Annotated in this window: 14 protein-coding genes; 10 read left to right on the forward strand and 4 right to left on the reverse strand. The window is 38.6% G+C overall.

Annotated features, from left to right (window positions below):
* Window positions 1-170: 170 nt before the first annotated feature.
* Together J2Z69_RS09605 and J2Z69_RS09610 are read left to right on the forward strand one after the other, a co-directional pair.
* Window positions 171-2,000 (forward strand): hypothetical protein, encoded by a 1,830-nt coding sequence (locus J2Z69_RS09605; RefSeq protein ID WP_209861535.1) that lies wholly within the window; start codon window positions 171-173, stop codon window positions 1,998-2,000.
* 74 nt (window positions 2,001-2,074) lie between these two features.
* Window positions 2,075-2,236 carry a hypothetical protein gene (locus J2Z69_RS09610; protein WP_209861537.1) on the forward strand — a complete coding sequence of 54 codons (162 nt, stop codon included), beginning with the start codon at window positions 2,075-2,077 and terminating at the stop codon, window positions 2,234-2,236.
* A 281-nt stretch (window positions 2,237-2,517) separates the two neighbouring features.
* Here J2Z69_RS09610 and J2Z69_RS09615 read toward each other — a convergent pair whose 3' ends face one another.
* Window positions 2,518-2,916: a hypothetical protein gene (locus tag J2Z69_RS09615; RefSeq protein ID WP_209861539.1), complete on the reverse strand. Its 399-nt coding sequence runs from the start codon at window positions 2,914-2,916 to the stop codon at window positions 2,518-2,520.
* 47 nt (window positions 2,917-2,963) lie between these two features.
* Entirely contained in the window at window positions 2,964-3,773 is an 810-nt protein-coding gene (locus tag J2Z69_RS09620) for a DUF817 domain-containing protein (RefSeq protein WP_209861541.1), read from the reverse strand.
* A gap of 496 nt (window positions 3,774-4,269) precedes the next feature.
* On the opposite strand from J2Z69_RS09620, the gene J2Z69_RS09625 reads away from it, so the two are divergent.
* The gene (locus tag J2Z69_RS09625; protein WP_209861543.1) at window positions 4,270-4,530 is read left to right on the forward strand and encodes an Ig-like domain-containing protein; all 261 of its coding nucleotides are present in this window, start codon (window positions 4,270-4,272) and stop codon (window positions 4,528-4,530) included.
* 242 nt (window positions 4,531-4,772) lie between these two features.
* On the forward strand, window positions 4,773-6,239 hold the full coding sequence (locus tag J2Z69_RS09630) for an Ig-like domain-containing protein (protein WP_209861545.1): 1,467 nt from the start codon (window positions 4,773-4,775) through the stop codon (window positions 6,237-6,239).
* Window positions 6,240-6,388: 149 nt separating this feature from the next.
* On the opposite strand, the gene J2Z69_RS09635 is transcribed toward J2Z69_RS09630, so the two are convergent.
* Both J2Z69_RS09635 and J2Z69_RS19290 read right to left on the reverse strand, forming a co-directional pair.
* Window positions 6,389-6,745 carry a hypothetical protein gene (locus J2Z69_RS09635; protein WP_209861548.1) on the reverse strand — a complete coding sequence of 119 codons (357 nt, stop codon included), beginning with the start codon at window positions 6,743-6,745 and terminating at the stop codon, window positions 6,389-6,391.
* Window positions 6,746-6,868: 123 nt separating this feature from the next.
* Window positions 6,869-7,003: a hypothetical protein gene (locus J2Z69_RS19290; RefSeq protein WP_281069396.1), complete on the reverse strand. Its 135-nt coding sequence runs from the start codon at window positions 7,001-7,003 to the stop codon at window positions 6,869-6,871.
* 515 nt (window positions 7,004-7,518) lie between these two features.
* On the opposite strand from J2Z69_RS19290, the gene J2Z69_RS09640 reads away from it, so the two are divergent.
* The 6 genes from J2Z69_RS09640 to aac(6') all read left to right on the forward strand — a co-directional run bounded on the left by J2Z69_RS09640 (window position 7,519) and on the right by aac(6') (window position 12,226).
* Complete coding sequence (locus J2Z69_RS09640; protein WP_209861550.1) at window positions 7,519-7,662, forward strand: hypothetical protein; 144 nt, start codon at window positions 7,519-7,521, stop codon at window positions 7,660-7,662.
* A gap of 504 nt (window positions 7,663-8,166) precedes the next feature.
* Window positions 8,167-8,679, forward strand: coding sequence for a MauE/DoxX family redox-associated membrane protein (locus J2Z69_RS09645; protein WP_209861552.1), 513 nt, complete (start codon window positions 8,167-8,169; stop codon window positions 8,677-8,679).
* Between the two features lie 21 nt (window positions 8,680-8,700).
* Window positions 8,701-9,309: a TlpA family protein disulfide reductase gene (locus J2Z69_RS09650; protein ID WP_209861554.1), complete on the forward strand. Its 609-nt coding sequence runs from the start codon at window positions 8,701-8,703 to the stop codon at window positions 9,307-9,309.
* 2 nt (window positions 9,310-9,311) lie between these two features.
* A complete protein-coding gene (locus J2Z69_RS09655; protein ID WP_209861556.1) occupies window positions 9,312-11,159 on the forward strand; it encodes an ABC transporter ATP-binding protein in 1,848 nt (615 codons plus the stop codon).
* A gap of 126 nt (window positions 11,160-11,285) precedes the next feature.
* Complete coding sequence (locus tag J2Z69_RS09660) at window positions 11,286-11,762, forward strand: copper amine oxidase N-terminal domain-containing protein (protein ID WP_209861558.1); 477 nt, start codon at window positions 11,286-11,288, stop codon at window positions 11,760-11,762.
* Between the two features lie 29 nt (window positions 11,763-11,791).
* Window positions 11,792-12,226, forward strand: a complete 435-nt coding sequence (gene aac(6'), locus J2Z69_RS09665; protein WP_209861560.1) for an aminoglycoside 6'-N-acetyltransferase — start codon at window positions 11,792-11,794, stop codon at window positions 12,224-12,226.
* Window positions 12,227-12,320 lie beyond the last annotated feature (94 nt).

Consider the following 12,320-nt stretch of genomic DNA (forward strand, 5'->3'; position numbering starts at 1 on the left):
ATTCCTGTTAAAGCGACAAGAACCGAGAAAACCCTTTCTTTTCTTTTTCTGGGATCTACGGCTAAATATAATCGATTTGTATGATTCACAACTTCACATCGTTCTCCAATAATAGATATAACATTTCATAATTAGGCATAACATCATATTTTATGGGAGGAGAGGTGTCTTTGTTCAAAATGAGCTGGCTAAAAAAGGTATGGATCGCAGCGTTAGTATGGGGCTGCATGGGAGGTGCTCTTGTTCCTGAACAAACATCCGCAGCGAAGATTCAGCCTGTAATAGAATGGTCCCAAGATTATGGGATATCTTCCGAAGGAAAAGGTGTCATTGCGACACAGGATGGCGGGTATCTTCTTACAGGAGGAATCCGTGAAGCCGAAGAATCACACTCAGAATATAGTACACAACATGCTTACATAGTTAAAATTGATAGCTCTGGACAACAGCAATGGCATACAACTATCGCTTTTGAAGCCTTCGCCTCCACCTCTGCGACATCAGCCATTCAAAACAAAGATGGACACTATATCATTATCGGGAACACTACTCCTGAAGATGGCGAGCCTCTTAGCCACTTATTTATTGCTGAATTAGATGGACAAGGGCAACTTTTGTGGAAAAAAATTCATGCCGATGAATCCATGCATAATTTCCCCAAGACGATCGTCTTATCTTCAGATGGAGGTTATGTTATGACTGGTTACGCTAATAATTATGGGTATGGAAAAGCATATATTCTTAAAACAGACCATCTCGGCAACGAAATATGGTACAAAAAATTTCATTATGGTGATAGCCAATATTTCAACGATCTTCTTCCTGCTCAGGATGGAGGGTATGTGGCGGTAGGCGCGCTGAATACCCCCGACTATAGTACAGGTTACGAAGATGCAACTCTGGCTATTAAAGTGAATGAACAAGGAGAGAAAGTATGGGACCATATCTATTCCGATCCCTATACGAACCGGTATGCTTATGCCGTAACCCCTTCCAAAGCGAAAGGATATCTTATTGCTAGTCGCAAAACGGTACAACAACAAAATATACAAGTGCTTACCCAGATTGGGCTAGATGGTCAGGTACAATGGGAAAAGAGTCTTGATCCTAGCATCGTCACCGATTCATTTAATAATGTAGTGAATACAAAGGATGGCTACGCACTGCTAGGTAGCAATTCATTAGGGAGCTATCCTAATAATCGGACTGAGTACTCCCTACTTACCTTAACAGCAGATGGAATAATCTTAGATCAAGCAAGGTTCAAAGGTGCTAAACTTACAGGAACAGGCAAAGCTATTTTAACCCCAGATGGTGGTTACCTTTTCCCGGGTACGATTCAACGCGAACTAAATTATAAGCTTCAGGCCATAAAATTGTTACCGTTTACATCTTCACCTGCTCCTCAGCAAGAACTTCAAACTCTTCATTTTGCGGACAATCCATTGAAGTTAAAAGTAGGTAGTTCTGCTCCAAACAGGTTGATTGCCACCTACGCCGATGGCTCTACAGAGGATATATCCAGTCTAGCAAGCTATGTATCTCTTAATCCAAATCTAGCAAGTAGTAATGAAGTGGGCCGAGTAACAGCTATAGAAGCTGGTTCTACTACTATTCAAGCCACCTATCAAGGTCATACTGCTGAACTTGACGTAACTGTCTTCTCTAAAGATTCGGATGAGCTAGATCCCATTTCTGGACTTTTGCAGTTGGATTCATCTAGTTATTCGATTTTAGTAGGAGATTCCTTCGACATCCATCTTCAATTGACGGAGTATTATCCTGAATATGTGAACAAAGACATCACAGCGAATGCTACGTATAAAAGCACCCATCCCGATATTGCTTATATCGATGCCAACGGAAATTTAATAGGTAAAAAATTAGGAGAAACTACCATTTATGCTTATTATAAAGGAAGCTATACTTCCGCCAAAGTTCAAGTCGTGAAAGCTCGCGTCTCCACTCAAGATGCTTCAATAGTATCTCCTGCATCCTAAGCGAAATTTTAAGAGAAAAGGGCCAGCACATTGCCCTTTTTTCTTTATACATTTATTAAGGTGGGCAACTATCTATGTCGAATGATAAAAAAATTTCAGGAGTAAACAGTTACCCTGAATTTATATGGTATGGTACAAGCGGGGATAGTGTCAGGGATGATATCTATAAGACCGTCCTATGGTATAAAGAAACCAAAACCATCTCATCCATCTATGAAGCACAAGAGTATATATAATATGATGGATATAAAACAACAGATGCCAAATTAGCTTATTCACTTCTATTTGAATTAACAATGATAAAGACACACGGATCTTTAACAAGAGAAATCTATGCAAGTATAGAAATGATAGATAACAGAATGTATTATTTGGTTTGGCTCTCATCGGAAAACAATACAATGCATACTGGTTCTTAACAGAATCTAAAAAGGAACTAGTAGCAATTAAATGGATAAGGGACCTATTGCATTGCCAATTAGGCTGAGCTGTAGGTCCCCTTTATTCTTTATTCAATTTATTTTCTTGTATCAAATAGGCTTTTCACTAATGCTATACCGCAAATCACTCCAAAGAAAAACTGTCCATGACGTCCCGTGATTTCCGCATAATGTGGTATTGCGGGCAATTTCATATAGGCCGAGACCAGACTATATACTAACAATACAAAACTAGGGATGAAAATAGAGATAAAAATCGGCTTATTAAATTTGGAGCGTCCAGGAAATCCATAGATAAGACTTACATAGATTCCACAGAACAAGGAGTACAGTGCTAGAGTACCCAACACTTTTGTCTGTTGATTACGCCCGGTGTGATTCGCTACCTCATTTAAATATTGATTTCCATAGTAGACGAGTAGAATGGCTCCAATCATCCACAGTAAATAGTACGCGTAACCTTGTGATTTTCTCATGCCGTCACTCCCTAATGACATATTTTGTTACATACCATCCATCGGGTTCATGAAGAAATTTCTTGCTGTGCTTTGGGTAGTACTTTACGTCGGTCTCTTTCACCCTTGATATGCTTAAGTTGAGCTACAATAATAATGCTAATGACAACTAGTAGGAACCAAGATGTAATTTTGCCCAGATGAACCATGGCCCAAGCCGCAGTCTGATTAGGATAGCGCCAAGCCCCGAGCAAGGTAGAGATGTTCTCCGCAATCCAAATAAAGAAACCAACCAAGAAAAAACCTAAAACCATAGGCATTCGAAACGAACTTTCCTCTAATTGATAATGAACCTGTGTCCTTGCGAACACAATGATCAGAACAGCTATCAGAACGTATCTGTAATCTCCAATATAGTGATGAGTAAAAAAGTTCGCATATATAGCAATACCTATAAGCCAAGGCCAGAACGAAGGCGGCCATCCCGTCATGCTTAGGTGGAGCCTGCGCCAAGCTTGACATATATAACTGGCTACACTCGCATACATAAATCCACTATAGAGCGGAACACCCCATATTTTGGTATAACCTGGACCTGGGTAAGCCCATGACCCCATATGTACCTTATACAATTCTAAAGCTAGTCCAATGATATGGAATAGACAAATAACTTTGAACTCATCCAAAGATTCCAGCTTAAAAAACAACATACCGGCTTGAGCAATTAAACAGATCAATAATATTAGATCATATCTCGGAATATAGGGCAGATGAACTAGTTTGGTTAAGCCAAGTGAAGCGAAAATAATGACAGGAAATATACAAGATAATGCTTCTTCTCTCCCAAAAACCCACAAATTTCTTAATGCCTTACGCACAGTGTTCACCTCGAGTAATTATGTATAGGTGCCAAGTTCATATATTTATAGATGACAAAAATTCACTAGTATTATCACTCGATTAAAATCCGATCTGGATTGGCTAGGAGCAAAATATTTCATGGTAATGGTTCAATTGCTCAAATTGTTGTATGTGGATGGATACTCGGAAGTGTACTAATCATTTCTCCTTATCTATCACCTTTTTAAAGTTAATTCATTACTTTATGTATAGTATATCATTGAGGATGCTTTTCAGTGTAAGGAAATGGAATATATAGCTTTACTATTAACTTTACTTCATCAGCTTTATTTAGAGAAGTTTTAAACACTACTATTAATAAAAGCTATATAGACCTTAAGTAATATAAAAAGATGTAAATGGACACTACACGAATAATCCTAATAGTGACAATTCAAAAAACACCATAACTATACTTTCAGTAAAAGATCAAGTACCTACTTTTTCTGAAGTGAAATCTGATTCCCCCTGTCCTTGTACTTAGACTCAGCAGAATACTCTATCACCATCGGTGATACCTTTGATACGGTCACTTGGGTGAAGGACCTCACAGGACAAGTCACTAAAGTAACAAATGCTACATTTAAGAGCGATAATCCGGCTGTAGCAACTATTGATGCTCAAGGAAATATCACAGGCGTTAGCAAAGGATCTACCCGTATTACTGCATCCTTAAATGGACTGCAATATACGGCTACTATTCTTGTAGTGCCTCCCTATCATCCTACTCCTTAGGCATTGTTTATTAACCCGACATGAATCTTTCTTTTTCACCAAAAGGTAGATGTATCAAGTGTTTCTTCACTTGCTACTCTGCCTTTTTTGTATCCACAGATTTGAGTCCATATCCCTAACTCATCCTCTTTATATAATCCCCACTAAAGTAATACAAGAATGAACCTCTACGTACCTAGTTCACTCTCCTTATGTATTCCATAATTAGAATGAAATTTACATTTCATGAAGGAGTGATGACTTTGAAAAAAAATTATTGGTCACGTTCCATCTCTCTATTTTCCATCGTTACAGGTCTTCTCCTCACCCTAAGTATCCCCAACACGAGTCATGCCGCGAACAATGCTTTAGAAGAAGATTGGTCCATTCTCCTTAGTACAAGTACGCATGTGAATAAGGCTGTGAAGGTCATTCCCACATTAGATGGAGGCTATCTCACGTTAGGGAATCGTATGACTAGAGATACTCCCTATCGTACTACGCTAGAATTCAACAAATTAACAAATCAAGGCCAACTTGATTGGGCAAAAAGAATACAAGAACCTCGTCTAGAGGCTGGAAGTGCTGTTACAGCACAAGATATCATTCAGACACGTGATGGCGGTTATGTTGTTGGTGGGTATGTGAAGGAGAGTGCTGAATCATCTCATTCTTACTTACTCAAAGTAAATTCATCTGGACAATATCAGTGGAGTAGACGGTTCACAACTCATCCATCCGGTGAGTCCATTCAACGTGTACGCGAAACGCAAGATGGGGGTTTAATATTAACTGCTTCTATCTCGAATTCGGTGAATCATGCAGGTCCCGTCCTATTCAAAACAGATAGTCAAGGATCTGATGTATGGATCACCACGCTTACTGATTATCCTGGGCAAGAGATTAGCGATGTTATCGAAAAGCCAGAAGGCGGCTATATCGCAGTTGGTCTTACCCTCCAAGATCCTAACCAAAACTATGCGACTACTTCCGCACTTTTAACACTCAATGCCCAAGGTAAGGTTGCTGGTACTAGTTATATTGCAAATCATTCAGGAGGTATCCCCCAACAGATTGAACGGGTGGCTGAAGGAGGATATATTATACGTACCTCCTCAGGTCTAAACCGATTAGATGCAGGTGGAAATTCACTCTGGATTACCCCTTTCCAGAATTTTGGTAGCGAAATTTCAGTACAGTATACGTATCTCACTATTGCCAAAGATGGTGGTTATGTTCTCACTGGAGTAGATTCGCAGAGAACTCGGCAACTTCATATTACGAAAGTCTCCAGTCAAGGGAACCATGCATGGACCTATCATCCAACTGTTACAGGATTCACGACCGCGGGCTATGGCTCAGCGACAAGTGATGGAGGAGCCATACTTACTTATTCAACGATTGATTCACAACATCTAGAGACCCTAAAACTGAGACCCTCATCCGTGCAACAAGGGAGTTTTTATCTTGATTCTGATGCTTACTCCATCACGATTGGCGATACATTAGATACGGTAGCATTATATAAAGACGGAAATGGAAAAGTGCACAATGCCACAGCAGAAGCTCAATATAGCAGCTCCAATTCAGCAGTTGCTAGCATAGATTCCCAGGGGAATATTACCGGAATAAAAGCAGGAACAGCAACTATTACTGCCACATACAAGGGTATAACCTTTACAGCTCCTGTGCTAGTGGTCAAACCTTATGTAGCTATAAAATCGCATTAATCTATAATGCAGATTATATTCACATCAAAAAGACCCTAGAGAATTGAATTTCCATTTCTACTCTAGGGTCTTTGATTCAAATCATAAAGTTAGTCCAGCTAATTCAATATATTTCTCTATACATTTTAACTATATTTCCCAAGAAATAATTAACAATTTACTTCTGTTCCCCATATTATCGAAAAAATAGGTTTTGTCTTAACTATTAATGGCTTCATTAAGCTTTCGTTAGCAAAAAGAATATGAATATATTCTCTTTGTGCCCGTTTCTCCAGCCTAATCCCTCGCACTTCTTCCAAAGTTAAATCAATGAGCACTATATCCCCTTGATGCCACTGGCAACGAACCCAAGAATAGGAAGGCTCTAATTCAAAATGCAAGGTTCCATTTTCCCTTTCCAATTGATAAGTATGCCTATTGTAATAAAACGGAACTTCTGAATCTAGTGTACATGGCTCTTGTTCAAAGAAATCAACAAATTCAAACTCTTCTGGAAATGGCAGCATGCTCAGTTCCTCGTTTCTTTTATTTAAATGCAACCTAGTCGGAAGCTTCGAGAAACACTACTTTAACCCTTGAATCAGGAAATATTTTGTTCGTGCAATTTTTAAGTAACATCTTATATTCCCTCAGACCACAAAACCGCTTAGTTGATTACCCACCAGCCATTCATAATTAAAATGTATTGTAACGGTTCCACCTTGAAAGAAAGTCTGATAAAAGCGATGTGTTTGATCAAATGCATCTACCATTACCAGATTCATAATCTGGTAATAATAGCTCTTACCATGGGCTAAAGCATAAAAGCTATTAAGAATTACAGGCAAATCACTCATTCCAAAATAAGTTTGGGAGTAGATCACATTTGAACATAATCAATATATATATCAGGTTGTATTCCATCTGAACAAGCAATCAATCCGACCTTATCGCCTTTGTATAATTGAACCGTAGAATTCATAACAATGTGCCTCCTTATAGTTTTCCTAAGAATAGTTTTAGAATTTTCTAAAATATATGTTAAATAATAATTTTCTTGTTCTATGTAAATTTTATGTATATTCATTTTATACAACTTTCGACAACACAATTATAAAATATGTATTATAAATGCTTTATTTCAACAAAAAAATCTATTATATGATTACATATTATTACAAATATATAATATTATAATAATTTATCCCTTATTTATGTAAAATAAATGTTATTATTTACGACTATTTATGCTATATTTTGTATGAAACACCTATCAACTTGATAGTAGGAGGTGAATAAAATGACAAGAATTCCACCTGTATCTCCCTACTGTAGCTCAGAGCCTTGCTATGGTAATCCTGGTCCTTCTTCTTTGAAAGTGTATTATACCTTTGATACATTTAATTATGTTTATGTGAAATCAGGTTGCTGTTCAGCGAATTGACCTTCATCCATATCTATCAATTAAATTTAAGGAGATGACTAGTATGCATCCAGCATATTGTGGTTCAGGTTCATGCAGTGCAAATGGCGTATGGTATTCAAAAACTCACTACAGTTGGGATAACCTCAGAGGTTATTACACAGATGGTTGTTGCGCTTAGTTAATAAAATTTGAAGGAGGAATGAATAATGGCTTATACATGGTGTAGTAACACTCCGTGCTACTCTAGTAATTCGTCGCTTCGCGTATTCTATCAGTTCGATCCAAAAACGGGTTATAACAATCAAATCGGTTGCTGTTCTGTTTAAAATACTTAATGCGCTTCATTTTCGCTCCTTATTTTAGTTCATTTCTTGCAATATCTTATGTAAATCATGGAAGTTACGAATTAATAATACAGGAGATCTAGAGCTATGATCTGCTGTACATATCTTTGCTGTACTATTCCCAAAGGGGGCGATTGAATCGCCCCTTTTATTTTAAAATGGTGAGGAGGATTTTGCTTTGTACATATTCATTCATTCTTTTCTTGTCGTAATATGGCTATTATCTGGCCTTTTAAAACTCTTATCCATTACAACATTCAAGAATACGGTAGAGCAATTAATAGGCAAACGCCTAGCTGCAACAGCTACATACGTCGTACCTATAGCCGAGGTTGGTTTTGCTTTAGGACTATTTTTCCAAAAGGGGATCGGCTTAGTATGGACGCTATCTTTACTGCTTCTCATGACATTTTTATTCTTTAATCTTCGATCCATTATGCTCAAGCAGGATTTAAGTTGTAACTGTTTTGGTAGTGCGGTTCCGGATCGTTTTGGTCCCGTTGCGCTGCTCAAAATCTTAATCATAACGGCCATGACGCTCTATCTGATTGGATGGAGTGGAATACAACCAATTTTCGCTTGGAAAGATAGCTCCTCTCTCTACTATCTCTTACTTTCATTAGGTATATTCTGTATTTATGCTTTACTTGCAAATGTTATAGACTTGCACAAAAAATGGCATTCAATCTAAATGCCTGAAGGAGGAATTGAAATGAGTTCACCTTATCTGTTATCTTATAGTGCATTATGGGGTGTAGTAGTGGTTCTGATTGCAATAGTTCTACATATGAATAAGAAATTATTGGATTTAAATCAAGTGCTGTATAACATGTTGCCCAAAGATCTCCCTTTAAGTCATGAAGGAATTCCTGTGGGTGACCCATTCTACGCCTTAGATCTTCAAGATACCCAAGGAAAGAACATACTTTGGAATAAGAAAGATACACTAGGAAGCATTGTTTTATTCACTTCCTCTTTCTGCTCTACATGCAAGACGGTCTACCCGCTCCTAACCCAAATTTCAGAAAAACATAGTCAGTACCATTTCGTACTTGTAATTGAAGGGGATCCTGAATATGCACGTCACGTGCAAGAGGAAAATGAAATTCCTTTCCAAGTCACTTCGATCTCATCTGAACAATTCCACCAGATTGGTATACCTGCCACCCCATTTGCTTACATTATGAACTCAGAATTAAAGGTAGGTTACAAAGGGATTTCATCGACCTTACCCGCTTTTAATATGTTAGTCGAGAAAGGCTCCGCTTTGGATTCACCATCATCTTCTAAGAAGAAAGCCCGTTTTCTGAAGGGAGCTTAGGCATGACAACTCCTCCCCACTCCAAACCATCTCTACTAATAAAGCTGCAAAAATCAGTCATTGTGTTCGAGAGTATAATGCGGCTGCTGCGCACCATGACTAAAATAGCGATGCCTTCCTTAATTCTCGCCATTCTGATTAATCTTGCAACGGCTACACTACCTGTACTCGATATTTTTCTAACAAAAAATCTGGTAGATGAAGTAACTAGAATCATTGGACAGCGTAGTCAGGGTATCAACGTTGCACTTGGTTGGCTCTCAGCGGTCCTTAGTCTTCAACTCATTTCTATTATTCTTCAGCCTGCATATCAAGTTATACTAACTAGAATCAAACTTAAAATGAATTATCATTTTGATCAAGAAATTGCTCTAAAATCCTCTAGACTCCCTCTCGTCTATTTTGATTCTGCCGAATATTATGACAAGTATGAACGTGCGCAAAGCTTGAATGGAGATCGAGGAATAGGATTTATTGAAGCCATTTTGCATATTTTGCAAAGTGTACTTTCTATTACAGGTTTCTTATATGTACTATTTCAATTTCACTTCATTCTTGGGTTAGGGTTCTTGCTTATTATGATTCCCAGTCTCTTAATTCATCTCAGCATCGGAAAATTAAGATTTCATCAGATGTTTCAGCAGACCACAGCTGTCCGCAAAATCAATTATTTAATGGGACTCATGACCAAACGAGACTCTGCCAAAGAACTGCGAATCTTCAATTTGACCCCTTATTTGTTAGATAAGGTTCGTCATTATTATTGGCAAAATGCAAATGAACAAATTGCACTCCAAAAGCGTTCAGCCTGGTCTGTATTACGTGTCGATGGTCTCTCCAAGTTGTTGCAAAGTGCAGCCATAGGCTTCTTGATCTGGACCAGTTCGCTCGGCCGAATGACGATCGGTAGTTATGTAGCCCTAGTACAAGCTATGAGCAGTTCTCAAGGTTATCTTTTTGTCATCACGAATCGTATCTCTAACATTTATGAGAGTGCTTTATATGTCCGTAATATTTATGACTATCTTGAACTTCCTGAAGAAGATCGCCCTGACGTCTATAAGATCTATACTGGCCTCCAGCACCAAGGAATTGAAGTGAACAATCTCTATTTTAAATATCCTAATCGTTCCGAATGGATTTTAGACAACATCTCCCTACAGATCAGACCTGGCGAGAAGATTGCTATTGTGGGAGATAATGGAGCGGGAAAAAGCACCTTAGTAAAATGCTTACTTGGCTTGTACAAGCCCGTAAAAGGCAACATTTGTTACGGAGGCGTAAATATCCAGCATATCGATCCCGCAGTATTGAGTGAATCCATCAGCGCTACATTTCAAGACTACGTATGCTATCAATTCCCTCTAAGAGAGAATATAGGCCTAGGTAGTATTCTTACGATGGACCAGGACGAACTTATTCAGCGGGCTGCATTCAAAGGGCAAGCTGATCAAATTGCAGCTATGCTCCCTCATGGATATGATACCGATCTCGGGCATGCATTTGGGGAGGGACAAGAGCTCTCCCAAGGACAGTGGCAAAAGATTGCTTTAAGCCGCGCTTTTTTAAGAGATGCCGAGGTTGTGGTGTTAGATGAACCTACGGCTGCACTCGACCCTATGGCTGAAGCTGCTGTATTCGAAAGATTTATAGATTTATCGGAAGGTAAAACTTCCATCTTCATCTCTCATAGACTGGGCAGCTGCCGTATGGCAGATCGAATTCTCGTGCTTCGAAACGGCAAAATCGTAGAAGACGGCCATCATTCAACTTTGATGAATGCAGATGGACCTTATGCACAAATGTTCCGTCTACAAGCGAAATGGTATACAGATGAGAAGGTAGGATAATGTAAGCTTGGGGGAATAATCTCTGATCTTCAGCAAATTTTCTGCGATTCTGTTCGTTTTCAGTAGGGTAACTTCTATACAATAGAATTACTATACTAGAATAAATCAAAGAATGGAGTGTTAGTCTTGTTAAGAGCATCCACGAAAATGCTAACTTTAATAGTTATATCTTCCGCCTTATTTATGACCTTTGTCATATCTTCTTCCGCACCATCTGTTAGCGCTTCTTCCTCCGCCTATCCCGGCATCGAATTCAATGGAATGAAGCAGCATCTTCAACCCTCTGCAATGTTAATGCAAGGGACTACCCTTATGCCCATGCGAGCCATGTTCAATCTGCTTGGAACACAGGTACTTTATAACGAAGAGACTCAGACGGCTACAGCCACCCGAGGACGGACAAGTATCGAAATAACAATCGGAAGTAGCTCAGCATTAATTAGTGACGGGACGAATAACAAGACTATTCATTTAAGTACTCCTGCCACCATGCACAAGGGTACATTTATGGTTCCACTTCGATGTGTATTGGAATCGTTAGGAGCAAAAGTTGACTGGAATAGGGCTACTTCCACAATAAGCATCTATAGTTCTAGAAAATAAACGGGCTCGCTAAATATTTTGGAGGTATTATGTTAAAAGAGGCATCAATACAGGAAGTATATGAAGTTGCAAATCTCGCCTTGCTACTTTGGCCGGATCACACAATAGAAGAATGTATTCAAGAAATGAATCTTCTTATTTCTAGACCTGACTCTATCATTTTCATAGTTTACTTTGGCAGTGACGCGATCGGGTTTTCACAATGTCAACTGCGATATGATTATGTCGAAGGGACAGGCTCAAGTCCAGTGGGTTACTTAGAGGGACTATTTGTAAAAGAAAAGTTTCGTCAACAAGGATTTGCTAAAAAGTTAGTTAATGCCTGTGAGAATTGGGCTAGGAAAAAAGGTTGCAGCGAGTTTGCTAGTGACTGCGAATTGAAAAATGAAGAAAGCTTGGCCATGCATTTAAAATTGGGATTTACTGAGGCCAACCGTATTATTTGTTTCAAAAAAGATTTGTAAGTAGGTGTGGGGTTAAAAATCCAAACTTTAATAAAAGGACGCAAGTTAATTTAATTAATGTAACTTTTGAAGGAATTCAAGTATTGACTACCCG

The organism is Paenibacillus shirakamiensis, assembly GCF_017874255.1.
GTDB lineage: Bacteria > Bacillota > Bacilli > Paenibacillales > Paenibacillaceae > Fontibacillus > Fontibacillus shirakamiensis.